Annotated in this window: 18 protein-coding genes; 8 read left to right on the top strand and 10 right to left on the bottom strand. The window is 72.7% G+C overall.

Annotated elements, in window-relative coordinates:
* Positions 1-243 precede the first annotated feature (243 nt).
* On the top strand, positions 244-879 hold the full coding sequence (locus Sdi02f_RS11490) for a TetR/AcrR family transcriptional regulator (RefSeq protein ID WP_030402690.1): 636 nt from the start codon (positions 244-246) through the stop codon (positions 877-879).
* 101 nt (positions 880-980) lie between these two features.
* On the opposite strand, the gene icmA is transcribed toward Sdi02f_RS11490, so the two are convergent.
* The 5 genes from icmA to Sdi02f_RS11465 all read right to left on the bottom strand — a co-directional run bounded on the left by icmA (position 981) and on the right by Sdi02f_RS11465 (position 4,416).
* Positions 981-2,681, bottom strand: coding sequence for a coenzyme B12-dependent isobutyryl-CoA mutase large subunit (gene icmA / locus Sdi02f_RS11485; RefSeq protein WP_030402691.1), 1,701 nt, complete (start codon positions 2,679-2,681; stop codon positions 981-983).
* A gap of 93 nt (positions 2,682-2,774) precedes the next feature.
* A complete protein-coding gene (locus Sdi02f_RS11480) occupies positions 2,775-3,116 on the bottom strand; it encodes a DUF3817 domain-containing protein (protein ID WP_030402692.1) in 342 nt (113 codons plus the stop codon).
* Between the two features lie 77 nt (positions 3,117-3,193).
* Positions 3,194-3,703 (bottom strand): MarR family winged helix-turn-helix transcriptional regulator, encoded by a 510-nt coding sequence (locus Sdi02f_RS11475; protein ID WP_030402693.1) that lies wholly within the window; start codon positions 3,701-3,703, stop codon positions 3,194-3,196.
* Between the two features lie 78 nt (positions 3,704-3,781).
* Positions 3,782-4,075 (bottom strand): MTH1187 family thiamine-binding protein, encoded by a 294-nt coding sequence (locus Sdi02f_RS11470; RefSeq protein ID WP_030402694.1) that lies wholly within the window; start codon positions 4,073-4,075, stop codon positions 3,782-3,784.
* Positions 4,072-4,416, bottom strand: a complete 345-nt coding sequence (locus Sdi02f_RS11465) for a DUF3817 domain-containing protein (protein WP_030402695.1) — start codon at positions 4,414-4,416, stop codon at positions 4,072-4,074. The genes Sdi02f_RS11470 and Sdi02f_RS11465 overlap by 4 nt, the downstream gene beginning before the upstream one ends.
* Positions 4,417-4,601: 185 nt before the next feature.
* Here Sdi02f_RS11465 and Sdi02f_RS11460 point away from each other — a divergent pair, with 185 nt between their 5' ends.
* The 4 genes from Sdi02f_RS11460 to Sdi02f_RS11445 all read left to right on the top strand — a co-directional run bounded on the left by Sdi02f_RS11460 (position 4,602) and on the right by Sdi02f_RS11445 (position 7,237).
* Positions 4,602-5,234, top strand: a complete 633-nt coding sequence (locus tag Sdi02f_RS11460) for an AIM24 family protein (RefSeq protein ID WP_030402696.1) — start codon at positions 4,602-4,604, stop codon at positions 5,232-5,234.
* A 1-nt stretch (position 5,235) separates the two neighbouring features.
* Positions 5,236-5,886 (top strand): AIM24 family protein, encoded by a 651-nt coding sequence (locus Sdi02f_RS11455; protein ID WP_031082779.1) that lies wholly within the window; start codon positions 5,236-5,238, stop codon positions 5,884-5,886.
* Positions 5,883-6,659, top strand: coding sequence for an AIM24 family protein (locus Sdi02f_RS11450; protein WP_030402698.1), 777 nt, complete (start codon positions 5,883-5,885; stop codon positions 6,657-6,659). Before Sdi02f_RS11455 ends, Sdi02f_RS11450 begins: the two co-directional genes overlap by 4 nt.
* 101 nt (positions 6,660-6,760) lie before the next feature.
* Entirely contained in the window at positions 6,761-7,237 is a 477-nt protein-coding gene (locus Sdi02f_RS11445; protein WP_030402699.1) for a MarR family winged helix-turn-helix transcriptional regulator, read from the top strand.
* A 20-nt stretch (positions 7,238-7,257) separates the two neighbouring features.
* Here the strand turns inward: Sdi02f_RS11445 and Sdi02f_RS11440 are convergent, their stop codons facing one another.
* Together Sdi02f_RS11440 and Sdi02f_RS11435 are read right to left on the bottom strand one after the other, a co-directional pair.
* Complete coding sequence (locus Sdi02f_RS11440) at positions 7,258-8,682, bottom strand: sensor histidine kinase (protein WP_030402700.1); 1,425 nt, start codon at positions 8,680-8,682, stop codon at positions 7,258-7,260.
* On the bottom strand, positions 8,679-9,341 hold the full coding sequence (locus Sdi02f_RS11435) for a response regulator transcription factor (protein ID WP_053637560.1): 663 nt from the start codon (positions 9,339-9,341) through the stop codon (positions 8,679-8,681). Before Sdi02f_RS11435 ends, Sdi02f_RS11440 begins: the two co-directional genes overlap by 4 nt.
* Positions 9,342-9,484: 143 nt before the next feature.
* Here Sdi02f_RS11435 and Sdi02f_RS11430 point away from each other — a divergent pair, with 143 nt between their 5' ends.
* Positions 9,485-10,225: a PepSY domain-containing protein gene (locus tag Sdi02f_RS11430; RefSeq protein WP_108933195.1), complete on the top strand. Its 741-nt coding sequence runs from the start codon at positions 9,485-9,487 to the stop codon at positions 10,223-10,225.
* Here the strand turns inward: Sdi02f_RS11430 and Sdi02f_RS11425 are convergent.
* The 3 genes from Sdi02f_RS11425 to Sdi02f_RS11415 form a co-directional block, all read right to left on the bottom strand.
* Entirely contained in the window at positions 10,134-11,420 is a 1,287-nt protein-coding gene (locus tag Sdi02f_RS11425) for an MFS transporter (protein ID WP_108933194.1), read from the bottom strand. The genes Sdi02f_RS11430 and Sdi02f_RS11425 overlap by 92 nt on opposite strands.
* Before the next feature lie 189 nt (positions 11,421-11,609).
* Positions 11,610-12,566, bottom strand: coding sequence for a methylmalonyl Co-A mutase-associated GTPase MeaB (gene meaB / locus Sdi02f_RS11420; protein WP_030402704.1), 957 nt, complete (start codon positions 12,564-12,566; stop codon positions 11,610-11,612).
* A gap of 46 nt (positions 12,567-12,612) precedes the next feature.
* A complete protein-coding gene (locus Sdi02f_RS11415; RefSeq protein ID WP_063788206.1) occupies positions 12,613-13,839 on the bottom strand; it encodes an acetyl-CoA C-acetyltransferase in 1,227 nt (408 codons plus the stop codon).
* A gap of 149 nt (positions 13,840-13,988) precedes the next feature.
* On the opposite strand from Sdi02f_RS11415, the gene mce reads away from it, so the two are divergent.
* A complete protein-coding gene (gene mce / locus Sdi02f_RS11410) occupies positions 13,989-14,429 on the top strand; it encodes a methylmalonyl-CoA epimerase (protein ID WP_030402706.1) in 441 nt (146 codons plus the stop codon).
* 233 nt (positions 14,430-14,662) lie between these two features.
* Positions 14,663-18,577 carry a polarized growth protein Scy gene (gene scy, locus Sdi02f_RS11405; protein ID WP_108933193.1) on the top strand — a complete coding sequence of 1,305 codons (3,915 nt, stop codon included), beginning with the start codon at positions 14,663-14,665 and terminating at the stop codon, positions 18,575-18,577.
* Positions 18,578-18,616 lie beyond the last annotated feature (39 nt).

The following is an 18,616-nucleotide window of genomic DNA, read 5'->3' as shown; positions in this document are numbered from 1 at the left end:
CTCCCCCGTACGGCGCGCGCGTGTGAAAAGCGGGTCGAAAGCCCGCCCGGATGTGTGCTGTTCGACGTGTGTGCTGGTGGCGCCGGGTCCCCACCCCACGCCCGTGGTCGTCGCTGGGGCGCGGGCGGACCCGCGCTTTCGCTACGGGTCGTAGCGTAATGCCATGAGGGCCCGTCGGAACACCCCACCCCGGTGATCTGTCTCACGGGGGAGCCCGTGTTACCCGCCGGTTAAGGTCGGGGCATGCAGAGCAGCAGCCCCGCCGGCCGTGCCGGACGCCCCCGCAGTGCCGCGGCGGACGCCGCGATCCTGGCCGCGACGCGGGCCGCCCTGGTCGACCTCGGCTGGTCCAAGCTCACCCTGGGAGACGTCGCCACGCGGGCCGGGGTTGCCAAGACGACGCTCTACCGCCGCTGGTCGGGCAAGAACGAGCTGGTCGTGGACGCGGTGGCGGAGCTCTTCGACGAGCTGGAACTGCCCGACCGCGGCTCCCTCGCCGCCGACATCGAGGGCGTGGTCCTCCAGTTCGCGGCGATCCTGGCCCGCCCGGAGGCCCGGAGCGGCCTGATGGCGGTGGTCGCGGAGTCGACCCGGGACGAAGTGCTGCGCGAACGCATCCGCACGTCGATCGTCGAACGCCAGAAGCGTCTGGTCCTGGAGGGCCGGGCCCGGGCGCAGGCACGGGGGGAGCTGCCCCCGGAGCCGGACGCCGCGGAGGCGGCCCGCACGGCGGACCTGATCTTCGACATGGTCGCGGGAGCGGTGGTGCACCGCACCCTGGTCAGCGCGGAGACCGCGAGCGGCGACTGGGTCCGGAGCCTGACCCGGGTCCTGCTCTGGGGACTCACTTCCCGGCCGGACGAGCCGGGTGACGGGTGACCTCTCGGCCGGACGAGCCGGGTGACGGGCGGGCGCGGGCGGGGGTTTCCAGGGGGCAGAGCCTCAACGCCCCCTGGAACCCCCGCCGCAGCACCCGGCGCCTAGAACCCCGCGGGCTCGGTGTACACCCCCCACTCGTCCCGCAGCACCCCGCAGATCTCGCCCAACGTCGCCTCCGCGCGCACCGCGTCCAGCATCGGTTCGATCATGTTGCCGCCGGACCGGGCCGCCGCCAGCATCGCGTCCAGGGCCCCCCGCACCGCCGCGTCGTCGCGGGCGGCCCTGCGCTCGCCCAGCACCCGCACCTGCTCGCGCTCGACCTCGTGGCTGACCCGCAGGATCTCCAGGTCGCCGGTGACGGAGCCGGTGTGGACGTTGACGCCGACCACCTTCTTGTCGTCCTTCTCCAAAGCCTGCTGGTAGCGGAAGGCCGACTCGGCGATCTCCCCGGTGAACCAGCCGTCCTCGATGCCGCGCAGGAGACCGGAGGTGATCGGACCGACGGGGTGCTGCCCGTCGGGGTGGGCGCGCAGCCCCCGTTCCTTGATCTGCTCGAAGATCTTCTCGGCGTCGGCCTCGATCCGGTCCGTCAGCTGTTCGATGAACCAGGAACCGCCCAGCGGGTCGGCGACGTTGGCGACGCCGGTCTCCTCCATCAGCACCTGCTGGGTGCGCAGGGCGATCTCGGCGGCCTGCTCGCTGGGCAGCGCGAGGGTCTCGTCGAGCGCGTTGGTGTGCAGGGAGTTGGTCCCCCCGAGCACGGCGGCCAGCGCCTCCACGGCCGTCCGCACCACGTTGTTGTAGGGCTGCTGCGCGGTCAGCGAGACGCCGGCGGTCTGGGTGTGGAACCGCAGCCACTGCGCCTTGTCGGTCTGCGCGCCGTAGACGTCGCGCATCCAGCGGGCCCAGATCCTGCGCGCCGCGCGGAACTTGGCGATCTCCTCGAAGAAGTCGAGGTGCGCGTCGAAGAAGAAGGAGAGGCCGGGCGCGAACACGTCCACGTCGAGACCGCGGCTGAGCCCCAGCTCCACGTACCCGAACCCGTCGGCGAGCGTGTACGCCAGCTCCTGCGCGGCCGTCGCCCCGGCCTCGCGGATGTGGTACCCGGAGACGGAGAGCGGCTTGTAGGCGGGGATGCCGGCCGCGCAGTACTCCATGAGGTCGCCGATGAGCCGCAGGTGGGGCTCGGGCTGGAAGAGCCACTCCTTCTGGGCGATGTACTCCTTGAAGATGTCGGTCTGCAGCGTGCCGTTGAGCACGGACGCGTCGACGCCCTGCCGCTCGGCGGCGACCAGGTACATGCAGAACACGGGCACGGCGGGCCCGCTGATCGTCATGGAGGTCGTCACGTCGCCGAGCGGGATGTCCTTGAACAGCACCTCCATGTCGGCGGCCGAGTCGATGGCGACCCCGCAGTGCCCGACCTCGCCGAGCGAGCGCGGGTCGTCGGAGTCGCGGCCCATGAGGGTCGGCATGTCGAAGGCGACCGAGAGCCCGCCGCCGCCGTTGCGGAGGATCATCTTGTAGCGCTCGTTGGTCTGCTCGGCGTTGCCGAACCCGGCGAACTGCCGGATGGTCCACGTACGCCCGCGGTACCCGGTCGGATACAGGCCGCGGGTGAAGGGGTACTCGCCCGGCCAGCCGATCCGCTCGAAGCCCTCGTACCCGTCCCCGGGCCTGGGCCCGTACACCGGCTCCACGGGGTCCCCGGAGAGCGTGGTGAAGTCCGCGTCGCGCTTGCGCGCCGCGTCGTACCGGGCCTGCCACCGAAGGCGGCCCTCTTCTATGGCATGAGCGTCCATACCTTCAAATTTACTAGGACGTCCAAGTAAATGTCGATGGGCTACCGCCGTACGGGTGTCCGCACGGCGGTGGGGCGGCCGGTGAGGGGCCGGTTACGCCTTGACGGGGGCGGGCGCCTCGGCGGCGGCGACCTTGGCGTCCAGTTCCTTGCTGATCCTGCGTTCCACGAAGAACGCGGCGGTCGGAACGGTCCCGGCGAGCAGCACCCAGAGCTGCTTCTTCACCGGCCACTTCGCCTTGGAGCCCAGGTCGAAGGCGAAGACCAGGTAGATCACGTACAGCCAGCCGTGGGCGATGCTGACGACCTGGGTGAAGTCCGCGGCGCCGCCCAGGTCCAGCACGTACTTCGCGATCATGCCGAGGCACAGCGCGATCAGCAGCACACCGGTGACGTACGCCATGACCCGGTAGCGGGTCAGCACGCTCTTTTTCATGGCTCCGAGCGTAACCGCCCGTTTCGCGCGATCTTCGACCGGGTCGGGCGGCTCGCCGGGACCCGCCCGGCCCGCGCTCAGTCCTCCTTGAAGTCCCCCGCGGCGACCCGCAGCGGCCGGAGCATCGCGAAGATCTCCCCGCACTCCTCGGCGTCGTACGCGCCCAGGCCGAAGTCCATCGCCATCAGCTCGCGGGTGGCCGCCTCGACGACCTCGCGGCCCTTGTCGGTGATGGTGGCCAGCGTGCCGCGGCCGTCGTTGGGGTTGGGGCGCTTGGCGACCAGGCCGGAGCGCACCAGCCGGTCGACGGTGTTCGTCACGGAGGTGGGATGCACCATGAGGCGCTCGCCGATCTTGGACATCGGCAGCTCACCCGATTTGGAGAAGGTGAGCAGCACCAGTGCCTCGTAGCGCGCGAACGTCAGCCCGTACGGCTTGACCACGGCGTCGACCTCGGCCAGCAGGATCTGCTGGGCCCGCATGATCGAGGTGATCGCGGCCATGGAGGGCACACCGCCCCAGCGCTGTGCCCAGAGTTCGTCGGCTCGGGCGATGGGATCGAAGGAGAGACTGAGGGGCTTCGGCACGCCACCAGACCTTACCGGCCGGTCACATGCCGGTCAGCCCCGTCTCGCCTTTCGATACCGCCGCCCGGTCCGGGATGCTCAGCCGGCGAGGTGGCGTTCGACCGTCTCGACCTTCGAGGTGAGGCCGTCCGTCACGCCGGGACGGAGGTCGGCCTTGAGGACCAGGGAGACCCGCGGGGCGCGTGCCTCGACGGCGGCGACGGCCCGCCGGACGACGTCCATGACCTCGTCCCACTCGCCCTCGACGGACGTGAACATCGCGTCGGTGCGGTTCGGCAGGCCGGACTCGCGGACCACCCGGACGGCGTCGGCGACGTACTCCCCCACGTCCTCGCCGACGCCGAGCGGCGTCACGGAGAAGGCGACGATCATGCGTTCACGACCCCTTCCTGGCGGGCGCGGGAGGCGATGACCGCGTCCTCGGCCTCGCGCTTGAGCCGGCGCTCGGCGAAGAAGCCGCCGGTGGGCAGGACGGAGAGGACGAAGTAGAGCGCGGCGGTCTTCAGCGGCCACTTGGCGCGGTTCCAGGCGTCCGCCCAGAAGAGCACGTAGAGGACGAAGAGGAGGCCGTGGATCGCGCCCATCACCGGCACCGCGTTGAAGTCGGTGGTCCGCTTCAGGACGGAGCAGACGAGCAGGAGGAGGAACGAGATCGCCTCGGGCGCCGAGACCAGGCGGAGGCGGCGGAGGGCGGTGGCGGTCTTGAGGTCCACGGGTCACCTTCGGAGGGAGGAGGTCGCTGACGGTGCGGGTGGCACGTGCGCTCCGCCTTGTGAACGGAAGCACAATCGTCCGCCCATTGTGGCAAACAGCGCCCCAAGGGGTGGACTCAGGGTCGGTCTCCACCCGTGGGCCCTGTTCCGTCCACCCGTCGCGGGGCTACTTTCACAACGTGGCGATGTTCCGACTTCAAGGCAGCAAGGTCCTCGCCGTCGACATGACCGGAGACGCCGTGAAGGCGAAGAACGGCTCGATGGTCGCGTACGACGGGGAGATGACCTTCAAGAAGCTGACCGGCGGCGGTGAGGGGATCCGGGGGATGGTGACCCGGCGGATCACCGGCGAGCAGATGACGGTGATGGAGGTGAAGGGGCGGGGGACCTGCTGGTTCGCGGACCGGGCCTCGGAGATCAACCTCGTGGCCCTCCGGGGCGACAAGCTGTACGTCGAGTCGAGCAATTTCCTGGCGGCCGACGCCGGTCTGCGGACCGGCACCAGTTTCACGGGAGCGCGCGGTGCCTCGCAGGGCAACGGGCTGTTCACCACGACGGTCGAGGGCCACGGCCAGGCGGCGATCATGTCCGACGGCCCCGCGGTGGTGCTCCGGGTCGGCCCGCAGTACCCGCTGACCGTCGACCCGGGGGCCTACGTCGCGCACCAGGGGGACCTGCGGCAGTCCTTCCAGTCGGGGGTGAGCTTCCGCACGCTGTTCGGGGAGGGCGGCGGGGAGGCCTTCCAGATCCGCTTCGAGGGCGACGGACTGGTGTACGTGCAGCCGAGCGAGCGGAACACGATCGCGGGGGATGTGTGAGATGGCCTTCGACGAGATCAACTCCAAGATGGTCCGGGCGACCGTCACTCCCGGACAGCGGCTGTTCAGCCAGCGCGGGGCGATGCTCGCCTACCGGGGCGAGGTGTCCTTCACCCCCAACCTGCGCGGCGGACAGGGCGGTGTCATGTCGATGATCGGCCGCCGGGTGGCCAACGAGGACACACCGCTGATGACCGTGGAGGGCAGCGGCACCGTCTTCTTCGGGCACGGCGGCCACCACGTCCAGGTGATCAACCTTTCGGGTGACACGCTGTACGTGGAGGCGGACCGCCTGCTCGCCTTCGAGGGCAGCCTGGAGCAGAGCACCGTGTTCCTGGGCTCGCAGGGCGGGGTCATGGGCATGGTGCGGGGCCAGGTGAGCGGGCAGGGGCTGTTCACCACGTCCCTCAGGGGCCACGGCGCGGTGGCCGTGATGGCCCACGGCGGGGTCTTCGAGGTGCCCATCACCCCGCAGCGTCCGGTCCACGTCGATCCGCAGGCCTACGTCGCCCACCACGGCGACGTGCGCAACAGACTCTCCACGGCCCTGGGCTGGCGGGACATGGTCGGGCGCGGCTCCGGCGAGGCGTTCCAGCTGGAGCTGAGCGGCAGCGGCACGGTGTTCGTCCAGGCCTCGGAGGAGAAGCTGTGAGCACGGTCCACCACGACCCGGCGACACTGCCGGCCGACGACAACGTCAACGCGTACACCTTCTGTGTGGAGCTCAAGGGGAGCCAGTGGTTCCTGCAGAAGGGGAAGATGATCGCCTACTACGGGGCGATCGATTTCCACGGGATCGGGCACGGCCGGCTGGACCGTCTGGTGCGCACGTCGTTCCATTCGCCTCTGCACGCGAGCGACTGGGTCGTGGCGGAGGGCTCGGGCAAGATGCTCCTCGCCGACCGGGCCTTCGACGTGAACTCGTACGACCTGGAAGACGGCAATCTGACCATTCGCTCGGGCAACCTGCTCGCTTTTCAGCCAAGCCTCGCGCTCAAGCAGTCGATCGTGCCGGGCTTCCTGACGCTGATCGGGACCGGGAAGTTCGTGGCCGCCTCCAACGGTCCGGTGGTGTTCATGGAACCGCCGATCCGGGTCGACCCGCAGGCCCTGGTCGGCTGGGCCGACTGCCCGTCCCCGTGCCACCACTACGACCACGGGTACTTGACCGGCCTGCTGGGCGGTCTACGTGCGATGACGGGGCTCGGCGGGGCCTCCGGGGAGGAGCACCAGTTCGAGTTCGTGGGGGCGGGGACGGTGCTGCTGCAGTCGAGCGAGGTGCTGATGGCGGAGCAGGACGTGGGGGCTCCGCCGCAGCAGGCCGGGGTGCCCGGAGGCGGCGCTTCCGGAGCGCAGGGAGGCCGCTCGGGGGGACCGGGGCTTCCCGGACAGCTGGGGGACCTCCAACGCCGCTTCGGGCTGTGAGCGGTAATCTGCGGAGTGTGACATCGAACGCGTGCGCACCGTCACCGTCACGGAAAACCCCTCACTAGTTCGCCTTTCAACCTTTTAGGTAGACTTCATTCATGGAGACCGAGACGGCCACTCGCTGGCTGACCGATACGGAGCAGTGTGCCTGGCGCACCCACCTGGAGGTCAACAGGCTGTTGACGCACCAGCTCGAGAAGGACCTGCAGCCGTTCGGCCTGACAATGAACGACTACGAGATCCTGGTGAACCTCTCCGAGTCGGAGGACGACAGGATGCGGATGAGCGACCTGGCCACCGCCACGATGCAGTCCAAGAGCCGCCTCTCCCACCAGATCACCCGCATGGAGAACGCGAACCTGGTCCGGCGGGAGAACTGCGAGTCCGACCGCCGCGGGCTCTTCGCCGTCCTCACCGAGCACGGCCTGGAGACCATGCGCAAGGTCGCCCCGCACCACGTGGCCTCCGTCCGCAGGCACTTCATCGACCTGCTGGCCCCGGAGGACCTGACGGAGCTGGACAAGGCGCTCAGGCCCATCGCCGAGCACCTGCGCGGACAGCGGGGACGTCCCTGACCACGTCCCCCTGAGCCCGCTCAGGCACGGGCACCCGGCAGGCGGAGCTCGAACAGGGCGCCGCCTGCCGGCGCGTCGTGCACCGTGAGCGTGCCGCCGTGGCGTACGGCGACGTCGCGGGCGATGGCCAGCCCGAGACCGGCCCCGCCGTCGTCGCGGCTGCGGGCCGCGTCGAGCCGCACGAAGCGCTCGAAGATCCGCTCCCGGTCGGCGGCCGGCACCCCCTCGCCGTCGTCGGCCACGGCGACCACCGCCACGTCCCCGTCCCGGCGCACGGACACCTCCACCGCCGAGCGCGCGTGCCGCTGGGCGTTGTCCAGCAGATTGGCCAGCACCCGCCCCAGCTGCCCCCGCGATCCGGCCACGCCCACCGGGCCCTCGTCGCCGACCCGCACACTCACCCCCGCCCGTCCCCCGGCGGCCTCCCGCGCGAGGGCGGCCAGGTCGACCCGGCCGTCGGCGGGCCGCTCCCCCGCGTCCAGCCTGGCCAGCAGCAGCAGGTCGGCGGCGAGCCGCTGGAGCCGCACGGTGTCCTCCACGGCGCCGTCGAGATCCAGCAGTTCGGGGTGGGCGGCGGCCACCTCCAGCTGGGTGCGCAGCGAGGCGATCGGGCTGCGCAGCTCGTGCGAGGCGTCGGCGACGAACCGGCGCTGGCGCTCCACCGAGGACTCCAGCGCGGCCAGCGTCTCGTTGGTGGTCGAGGCGAGCCGGGCCACCTCGTCGTGGGTGCCGGGCACCGGGACGCGGCGGGCCAGGTCCTCACTGGCGGTGATCGCGGCCATCTCCCGCCGGATGCCCTCCACCGGGCGCAGCGCGCGCCGGGTGACCAGCCAGGTCACCCATGCGACGACCGCGAGCAGCAGCGGGAAGCCGATCAGCATCACCGTGAGCGCGGTGTTCACGGCGCCGTGTTCGGCCGAGAGCGGGGCACCGGCGTAGACGGTGAGCCGGTCGCCGGCGCGGGTCTCCACGGGGACGGCGACGAAGCGGTAGTCCTCCGTGTCGCCGTCGATGGTCGCGGTGCCGTCGCCGACGGTGGCCGGCTCGCCGATCTCCCCCGCCTCCAGCGACGCGTCGGTGTCGTCGTCGTCCGGGTTGCCGTCGTCGGTGTCGTCCGCGGTGCCGTGCACGGGTCTCACCGCGTCGACGCCGGTGCCGGTGATCCGGTCCAGGTCCTCGGTGGCGGCGACCAGGGTGCCCGCCTCGTCGACGACCTGCACGGGGCGTTCGTCGTCGTCCAGGTTCAGTTCCGGGTACCGCGTTCCGACGGCCAGCGAGGTCGCCACGTCCCGCGCCGAGCGCTCGGCCTGGGTGCCCGCCTCGCCGAGCAGGTTGGAGCGCAGGGACAGCAGCACGGCGGTGCCGGCCGCGACGAGTGCGACGGCGACCACGAGGGTCGCGGCCAGCGTGGCGCGGGCCCGCACGGAGCCGAAGAGGCGGCTCACCGGCCGGTGTCCAGCCGGTAGCCGGCGCCGCGCACGGTGCGGATGAGCCCGGCGCGCAGCTTGCGCCTGAGCGCGCTGACGTACACCTCGACGATGTTGGGGTCGCCGTCGTAGGCGAAGTCCCAGACGTGCTCCAGGATCTCCGCCTTGGAGACCACCTGCCCGGCCCGCACCACGAGCTGCTCCAGGACCGCGAACTCCTTGGCGGTGAGGGTGACCTCGTCCTCGCCGAGGAACACCCGGCGGGCCGCGGTGTCGACCCTGAGGTCGCCGTGGACGTGGACGGGCGAGGCCCCGGCGCCCCGCCGCCGCAGCAGGGCCTTCACACGGGCGACGAGGACGACGTACGAGAAGGGCTTGGTGAGGTAGTCGTCGGCGCCCGTGTCCAGGCCCTCGGCCTCGTCGTACTCGCCGTCCTTGGCGGTGAGCATCAGGATCGGTACGTCGTGCCCGGCGGCGCGCAGGGCGGCGCAGACCCGGTAGCCGTTGAGGCCGGGCAGCATGATGTCGAGGATGACGAGGTCGTAGACGCCCTCGCCGGCCCGGTGCAGTCCCTCCAGGCCGTCGTGGACGACGTCCACGGCGTATCCCTCGGCGGTGAGGCCCTTGGCGAGCGACACGGCGAGGCGCTTCTCGTCCTCCACGATCAACAGGCGCATGCGTCAAGAGTGGCAAAGCGCAGCTGAAGATCGCTTCAGGCGGCTTCAGCTCGGCCTCAGCGTCGGCCACCGACAGTGAGTACGTCGAGAACCACTGGAACCACTGGACTGTGGACGATGTCCGACGACTCGGAGGGAACCGCATGAAGCGCAAGATCGTGATCGCCGCCCTGGCCGCCGCCGCGCTGGCCGGAGGCGGTACGGCGACGGCTCTGGCGACGACGGGGGACGACGGGCGGGGCACCGCGCCCCGCGCGGACGTGAGCGTGCCGGACGACGGCGGCGTACGGGACGAGGCCGACGACCGCGACGACGACCGCGAGGACGGGGCCCGCGCCGCCTCGGCGGAGGTCACGGCGGCCGACGCCCTCGCCGCCGCGCTGGCGGACACCCCGGGCACCGCCGTCTCCGCCGAGCTGGACGACGAGGACGACGACGACGGCGACCGCGGCGACGCCGACGACCGCCGGGAGCGCGCGGCCTGGGAGGTCGACGTCCTCGCGGGCGACGGCACCTGGCACGACGTCCAGGTCGACGCGGTCACCGGCAAGGTCCTCGGCTCGGAGCGGGACGACGACGAGGACGACACCGCCGAGGTGCGCGCGGCGCTCAAGGGCACCTCCGTCGACGCCGCCGCGGCCGCGCGCGCCGCGGCGGGACACGGGACCGTGACCTCGGTCGAGCTGGACGAGGACGGTCACTACGGCGACGGCAGGCCCGCCTGGGAGGTCGAGACGTACGCCTCCGGCAAGGGCGAGCGGGAGTGGCGGGTCGACGCGAGGACGGGCAAGGTCACGGCCGACCGCTCGCACGACCGGCACGACTCTCGTGACGGGGAGGACGCGGACGACGCGCACGACGCGCACGGCTCCGACGACGACTGACCGGCCCCGGCACCAGGGCCGCCGCCGCGGCGACCGCGCCGGAAAGGGCGAAGCACACCGGCAGGGGCAGCCGCTCCACCAACAGCCCCACGGCGGCTGCCCCGGCCGAACTCCCGGCGTTGACCGCGGTGTTGCACCACGTGCCCGCCCGGACCCGGAACCCGGGCGCCGCGCTCTCGTCGGCGATGAGGTAGGCGGTGGTCAGCGCCGGGGCGACGAACAGGCCCGCGCACATGACGGCCGGGAGCAGCGTGCCGAGACCGGGGGCGAGGCCCGCGGCGGCGAGGCAGAGGCCGAGTCCGGCCGCGAAGAACGGGAGCCGGGCGCGGGTGGGGGACGTCCAGGCGACGGCGCCGTTGGCGAGACCGCCGACCGCGCTGCCCACGGACAGTGCCGCGAGCACCCAGGCGACGGCGCCGTCCCCGAGGCCGCGCTCCCCCGCGTAGGCGACGACGAGGAGGTCGACGGCGCTCACCGAGACGCCGACGCCCGCCGCGACGACGACCGGCTGCAGCAGGGCGCGGGCCTGCCCGGTGGCCCCGCCCCCGGGTACGGCGTCCTCGCCCTTCTCCCGCCCCGCCGGACGCAGCGCGGCGGTCGTCGCGGAGGTGACGAAGGCGAGGGTGCCGACCGCCACCAGCACCGCGCTGAGCACGACGCCGGCGGTCGGCGGGGCGACGGCGACGACGGCGCCGACCAGCAGCGGGCCGGAGACGAAGAGCAGTTCCTCGGCGACGCCGTCCAGGCTGTAGGCGCGCTGGAGCAGGGCGCGGTCGGGCAGCAGTTCCGCCCACACCGCGCGCATCGTGGGGCCGAGCGGGGGCGGGCAGGCGCCCGCGAGCGCGGCGAGCACCGCGAGGACGGCCTCGGGCGTGCCCGGCCGCCGGCAGGCCGCCGCCAGCACGCAGAGCAGCGCCGCGTACAGCAGGGCCATGGGCAGGAGCGCCCTGCGCGGACCGTGCCGGTCGACGAGGGTGGCCCGGTAGGGGGACAGGAGAACGCCCATGGCGCCGAAGAGCGCCATGACCAGACCGGCCACGGCGTACGACCCGGTGGACCGGGTCAGGGAGAGCATCAGGGCGAGGGAGACCGTGCCGTAGGACAGCCGCCCGACGAGGGCGGCCGCGAACGTGCGGCGGGCATGGGGGACACGGAGCACGGCGGCGTACGAGGGCCGCGGCAGGGGCGTGGACACGCGAAGGGTTCCTCAACGGGAAGGCAACGAGGGGACGCCGATGCGCGCGACGGCCGGACACGGCGGTCGCGTGCGGGGCGGGCCCTATGCCAAGAGGAGGAACATGCGCGTCACCTTAGCCCGTGGAATCTCCCCTCCGGGAGGATTTTCCGGCGAGGCCGTTCACCGGCCCCGCCCGCTCGGCCCGCGTCAGCCCCGTGTCAGCCCCGCCACCAGTTCGTCCGCCGCCCGGTACGGGTCCAGTTCCCCGGCGACGATGCGCTCCGCGAGGGCGCCCAGGCGCCGGTCGCCGTGCAGGTCGCCGATGCGCTCCCGCAGCGTCGTGACGGCGATCGTCTCCACCTCGCGGGCCGCACGGGCACGGCGCCGTTCGGCGAGGACGTCCCGCTCCTCCATCCACGCGCGGTGCTTCTCCAGCGCCTCGACGACCTCGTCGACGCCCTCGCCGCGTGCGGCGACGGTCTTGACGATGGGCGGGCGCCAGTCGCCGGCGGCGCGCGCCTCGCCGAGGCCCAGCATGTGGTTCAGCTCGCGGGCGGTGGCGTCGGCACCGTCCCGGTCCGCCTTGTTGACGACGTAGACGTCGCCGATCTCCAGGATTCCGGCCTTGGCGGCCTGGATGCCGTCGCCCATCCCGGGGGCGAGCAGGACGACGGAGGTGTCGGCCTGGGAGGCGATCTCGACCTCCGACTGGCCCACGCCCACCGTCTCGACGAGGACCACGTCGCACCCGGCCGCGTCGAGCACGCGGATCGCCTGCGGCGCGGCCCAGGCGAGGCCGCCGAGGTGGCCGCGGGTCGCCATCGAGCGGATGTAGACGCCCGGGTCGGAGGCGTGCTCCGACATCCGCACCCGGTCGCCGAGCAGCGCGCCGCCGGAGAAGGGCGAGGACGGGTCGACGGCGAGGACGCCGACCCGCCTGCCCTGCTTGCGGTAGGCCGTCACCAGCGCCGAGGTGGACGTCGACTTGCCGACGCCCGGCGAGCCGGTCAGGCCGACGACGTACGCGTTGCCCGTGAGCGGCGCGAGGGCCTCCATGACCTCCCTGAGCTGCGGGGACGCCCCCTCCACGAGGGAGATCAGCCGGGCCACGGCCCGCGGCCGGCCTTCTCGGGCCTGGGCCACCAGTGAGGAGACGTCCTGCATCACAGCTCCGTTCAGCTCCGCTCGGTGAAAACTCGTGACTCTGGGGTCAGGCCCCGGGGACCCGCACGATCAGCGCGTCGCCCTGACCGCCGCCGCCGCACAGCGCCGCCGCGCCGACGCCGCCGCCGCGCCGCTTCAGTTCCAGCGCCAGGTGCAGCACCAGACGGGCGCCGGACATGCCGATCGGGTGACCGAGGGCGATGGCACCGCCGTTGACGTTCACCTTTTCGGTGGAAACACCGAGGTCCTTCATTGACTGGACGGCGACGGCCGCGAACGCCTCGTTGATCTCGATGAGGTCCAGGTCGCCGACGGTCAGGCCCTCCTTCTTCAGGGCGTGCCGGATGGCGTTCGACGGCTGCGACTGCAAAGAGTTGTCGGGGCCCGCGACGTTGCCGTGCGCGCCGATCTCCGCGATCCACTCCAGGCCCAGTTCCTCGGCCTTGGCCCGGCTCATGACGACCACGGCCGCCGCGCCGTCGGAGATCTGCGAGGAGGAGCCGGCGGTGATCGTGCCGTCCTTGGCGAAGGCCGGGCGGAGCCTGGCCAGCGACTCGGCGGTGGTGTCGCCGCGGATGCCCTCGTCCTTGCTGAACAGCACCGGGTCGCCCTTGCGCTGCGGGATCTCGACCGGGGTGATCTCGGCGTCGAAGACCCCGTTCTTCTGGGCGGCGGCGGCGCGCTGGTGGGACAGGGCGGCGATCTCGTCCTGGGCGGCGCGCCCGATGCCGAGCCGGGTGTTGTGCTTCTCCGTGGACTCGCCCATGGCGATGTTCTCGAAGGAGTCGGTCAGACCGTCGTACGCCATGGCGTCGATCATCTCGATCGCGCCGTACTTGTAGCCCTCGCGGGACTTGGGGAGCAGGTGCGGGGCATTGGTCATGGACTCCTGGCCGCCGGCGACGACCACGTCGAATTCACCCGCGCGAATGAGCTGGTCGGCGAGTGCGATGGCGTCGAGGCCGGAGAGGCAGACCTTGTTGATCGTGAGCGCCGGGACGCTCATCGGGATGCCGGCCTTGACGGCGGCCTGGCGGGCCGGGATCTGCCCGGCGCCGGCCTGGAGCACCTGCCCCATGATCACGTACTGGACCTGGTCGCCGCCGATCCCCGCGCGGTCGAGGGCGGCCTTGATCGCGAAGCCGCCGAGGTCGGCCCCGGAGAAGGACTTCAGGGAGCCGAGCAGCCGCCCCATCGGGGTGCGCGCACCCGCGACGACGACGGACGTCGTGCCGTTCGTACCGGAGGACGTTCCAGAAGCTGCAGAAGACATGGGCTGCGATCCCCTTTTCCGGCCCGCACAGGCCGCGGAGTGAACGAGGGTTTACTTGAATGTACTGAGCGGTATGCCGCCCGTCACCCGGCGGTCGGTGTGATCGCGCGCACGTTGCGTAACCGCCCGGGGAGCGCTGCACTGAATCCATGCTGACGCGAATCGACCACATCGGAATCGCCTGCCGCGACCTGGACACCACCGTCGAGTTCTACCGTGCCACGTACGGCTTCGAGGTGTTCCACACCGAGGTCAACGAGGAGCAGGGGGTCCGGGAGGCCATGCTCAGGATCAACGGCACCTCGGACGGCGGCGCCTCCTACCTCCAGCTCCTGGAGCCGACCCGCGAGGACTCCGCGGTCGGCAAGTGGCTCGCGAAGAACGGCGAGGGCGTCCACCACATCGCGTTCGGCACGGCCGACGTGGACGCGGACGCCGCGGACATCCGGGACAAGGGCGTGCGCGTTCTGTACGACGAGCCCCGGCGCGGTTCGATGGGGTCGCGGATCACCTTCCTCCACCCCAAGGACTGCCATGGCGTCCTGACAGAACTGGTCACTTCGGCGCCTGTTGAGTCACCTGAGCACTGACCCTCGTACATAGGGGCCGGTAGGGTTGGCTGCGGTCGCCGCTCAGTCCAGGGTGACCCGGTCCTGTCGTCTTGGGCGCCGGGACCGCCGGGGTCGTGTTTCGGGGGGTCGGCGACGGGGCAGCAGCACATGCTCCGCCGTTGATCTGACACCATTCCCCGGGGGCACCGTCCGGCGTACGGACGGAGCTCGTTCGGGAAGATTTGCGACCAGGGGACGGATGGGACCGCGCAGTGCGGGGCTACGAGAGCCAGGAGCGAGAGCCGGCGGCTGACGTCGACCACCTCTCTCGGTTCGAGGCCGAGATGAAGCGGCTGAAGACCGAGCGGGAAAAGGCGATCCAGCACGCCGAGGACCTCGGCTACCAGGTCGAGGTGCTGCGCGCCAAGCTGCACGAGGCGCGGCGCACCATCATGTCCCGGCCCGCCTTCGACGGCGGCGACATCGGGTACCAGGCCGAGCAGTTGCTGCGCAACGCGCAGACGCAGGCCGACCAGCTCCGCGCGGACGCGGAGCGGGAGCTGAGCCAGGCCCGCGCGCAGACGCAGCGGATCCTCCAGGAGCACGCCGAGCAGGCCGCCCGTCTCCAGGCCGAGCTGCACCAGGAGGCGGTGACCCGCCGCCAGCAGCTCGACCAGGAGCTGGCCGAGCGCCGGCAGACCGTCGAGTCGCACGTCAACGAGAACGTGGCGTGGGCGGAGCAGCTGCGCGCCCGCACCGAGCAGCAGGCCCGCCGGCTGCTCGACGAGTCCCGCGCGGAGGCCGAGCAGGCCATGAGCGCGGCCCGCGCGGAGGCCGAGCGGCTGACCGCCGAGGCCCGTCAGCGGCTGCGCAGCGAGGCGGAGAGCGCCCGCGCGGAGGCCGAGCAGATCCTGCGCCGGGCCCGCACCGACGCGGAGCGGCTGCTGAACGCCGCCTCCACGCAGGCGCAGGAGGCCACCGACCACGCGGAGCGGTTGCGCAGCTCCACCGCCAGCGAGTCGGAGTCCGCCCGCCGCGAGGCCCAGGAGCTGAGCCGGGCCGCCGAGCGGCGCATGGCCGAGGCCGAGGAGGCGCTGCGCAAGGCGCAGGCCGAGGCCGAGAAGGTGGTCACCGAGGCCGAGGAGGCCGCGGCCAAGGCGCTGTCGAGCGCCGAGGCGACCAACGAGCAGCGCACCCGCACCGCCAAGGAGCAGGTCGCCCGGCTGGTGGGCGAGGCCACCAAGGACGCCGAGAACACCCGGTCCGAGGCCGAGCAGGTCGTCGCCGACGCCCGGGCCGAGGCCGAGCGGATCCTCGCCGAGGCCGTCGAGAAGGCCCGTACGATCACCGCCGAGGAGTCGGCCACCCAGCTCTCCAAGGCGGCCAAGACCGCCGAGGACGTGCTGAACAAGGCGTCGGAGGACGCCAAGCGCACCACGAAGGCCGCCACCGAGGAGGCCGAGCGGATCCGCTCCGAGGCAGAGGCCGAGGCGGACCGGCTGCGCGGCGAGGCGCACGACATCGCCGAGCAGCTCAAGGGTGCGGCCAAGGACGACACCAAGGAGTACCGCGCCAAGACGGTCGAGCTGCAGGAGGAGGCGCGCCGGCTGCGCGGCGAGGCCGAGCAGCTGCGGGCCGACGCGGTCGAAGAGGGCGAGAAGATCCGCGCCGAGGCCCGCAAGGAGGCCGTGGCGCAGATCGAGGAGGCGGCCAAGACCGCCGAGGAGCTGCTCGCCAAGGCCAAGGCGGACGCGGACGAGCTGCGGCAGACCGCGACGGCGGACAGCGAGAAGGTCCGCACCGAGGCCATCGAGCGGGCGACGACGCTGCGCCGGCAGGCCGAGGAGACCCTGGAGCGCACCCGCGCGGAGGCCGAGCGCCACCGCGCGGAGGCCGCCGAGCGGGTGGAGGAGCTGCAGGCGGAGGCCGAGCGGGCCGCCCGCGAGCTGCGCGAGGAGACCGAGCGCGCCGTCGAGGCCCGGCAGGCGGAGGCCGCCGAGGAGCTGACGCGGCTGCACACCGAGGCCGAGGAGCGCCGCACCGCCGCCGAGGAGGCGCTCAGCGAGGCCCGCGAGGAGGGCGAGCGGATCCGCCGCGAGGCCGCCGAGGAGAGCGAGCGGCTGCGCGCGGAGGCCGCGGAGCGCATCCGTATGCTCCAGCAGCAGGCCGAGACGGAGGCCGAGCGGCTGCGCACCGAGGCCGCGGCGGACGCGTCCGCCTCCCGCGCGGAGGGCGAGGCCGTCGCCGTACGGCTGCGTTCGGAGGCGGCGAGCGAGGCGGAGCGGCTGAAGTCGGAGGCGCAGGAGAGCGCCGACCGGGTGCGGGCGGAGGCGCAGAGCGCCGCCGAGCGCCTCGCCGCGGAGGCCTCGGAGGCGCTGGCCGCCGCCCAGGAGGAGGCCGCCCGGCGCCGCCGCGAGGCGGAGGAGCTGCTCGGCTCGGCCCGGCAGGAGGCCGACCAGGAGCGCAAGCAGGCCCGCGAGCAGAGCGAGGAGCTGCTGGCCTCGGCGCGCAACCGCGTGGAGGAGGCGCAGGCCGAGGCGGTCCGGCTGGTCGAGGAGGCCGACCGGCGCGCCACCGAGATGGTGTCCGCCGCCGAACAGCACGCGCAGCAGGTCCGGGAGTCCGTCGCGGGGCTGCACGAGCAGGCCCAGGAGGAGATCGCCGGGCTGCGCAGCGCCGCCGAGCACGCGGCCGAGCGCACCCGGCAGGAGGCCCAGGAGGAGGCGGACCGGGTCCGCGCCGACGCCTACGCGGAGCGGGAGCGGGCGAGCGAGGACGCCGGGCGTCTGCGGCGCGAGGCGCAGGAGGAGACGGAGGCGGCCAAGGCGCTGGCCGAGCGGACGGTGTCCGAGGCCGTCGCGGAGGCCGAACGGATCCGCACGGACGTCAACGAGCACGCCCAGCGGGTGCGCACGGAGGCCTCCGACGCCATCGCCGAGGCGGAGCAGTCCGCCTCGCGCACCCGGGCGGACGCCCGCGAGGACGCCAACCGCATCCGGTCCGACGCGGCGACGCAGGCGGACACCCTGATCACCGAGGCGCGTTCCGAGGCGGAGCGGCTGACCACGGAGACGGCGGCCGAGACCGACCGGCTCCGCACGGAGACCCTCGCCGAGGCGGAGCGCGTCACCACCGAGGCGGCGGACGAGGCCGAGCGGGTCCGCGCCGAGGCGGGCGCCCGGGCCGAGCAGGTGGTCTCGGAGGCCACCGGGGAGGCGGAGCGGCTGCGGGCCGAGGCCGCCGACACGGTCGGCTCCGCCCAGCAGCACGCGCAGCGGATCCGCGCCGAGGCGGAGCGGGTCAGGGCCGAGGCGGCCGCGGAGGCGGAGCGGGTCACCACGGCCGCGCGCGAGGAGGCCGAGCGGACCCTCGACGAGGCCCGCAAGGACGCCAACAAGCGGCGTTCGGAGGCGGCCGAGCAGGTCGACACCCTCATCACGGAGACCGCGGCGGAGGCCGACAAGCTGCTCACCGAGGCGCAGCAGCAGGCCCAGAAGACCACCGCGGACGCCGAGTCGCAGGCCGACACGATGGTCGGCGCGGCCCGCGCGGAGGCCGACCGGATCGTCCAGGAGGCGACGGTCGAGGGCAACACCCGGGTGGAGAAGGCCCGTACGGACGCCGACGAGCTGCTGGTCGGCGCCCGCCGGGACGCGACCGCCATAAGGGAGCGTGCGGAGGAGCTGCGCGAGCGGCTCACCTCCGAGATCGAGGAGCTGCACGAGCGGGCCCGTCGCGAGGCCGCCGAGACCATGAAGTCGGCCGGCGACCGCTGCGACGCGCTCATCAAGGCCGCCGAGGAGCAGCTCGCCAAGGCGGAGGCGAAGGCGAAGGAGCTGGTGTCGGAGGCCAACTCCGAGGCCGGCAAGGTGCGCATCGCCGCCGTCAAGAAGGCCGAGGGGCTGCTCAAGGAGGCCGAGCAGAAGAAGGCCACCCTGGTCCGCGAGGCCGAGGAGCTGAAGGCCGAGGCGGTCCGCGAGGCCCGGCGCACGGTCGACGAGGGCAAGCGCGAGCTGGAGGTGCTGGTCCGGCGCCGCGAGGACATCAACGCGGAGATCTCCCGGGTGCAGGACGTCCTGGAGGCGCTGGAGTCGTTCGAGGCGCCCGGGGGCGCGAAGGACAACGGGGTGAAGGCCGGAGCGACGGTGGGCGCCCCACGTTCGGGTGGCAAGTCGTCAGACGGCTAGCATTCGAGGGGATTTGGGTGTCTGCTGGAGATCTTTGGC

This window comes from Streptomyces ardesiacus, from assembly GCF_003112575.1.
In the GTDB taxonomy this organism is placed as follows: domain Bacteria; phylum Actinomycetota; class Actinomycetes; order Streptomycetales; family Streptomycetaceae; genus Streptomyces; species Streptomyces ardesiacus.
This window is presented reverse-complemented; position numbering and strand designations above follow the sequence as displayed.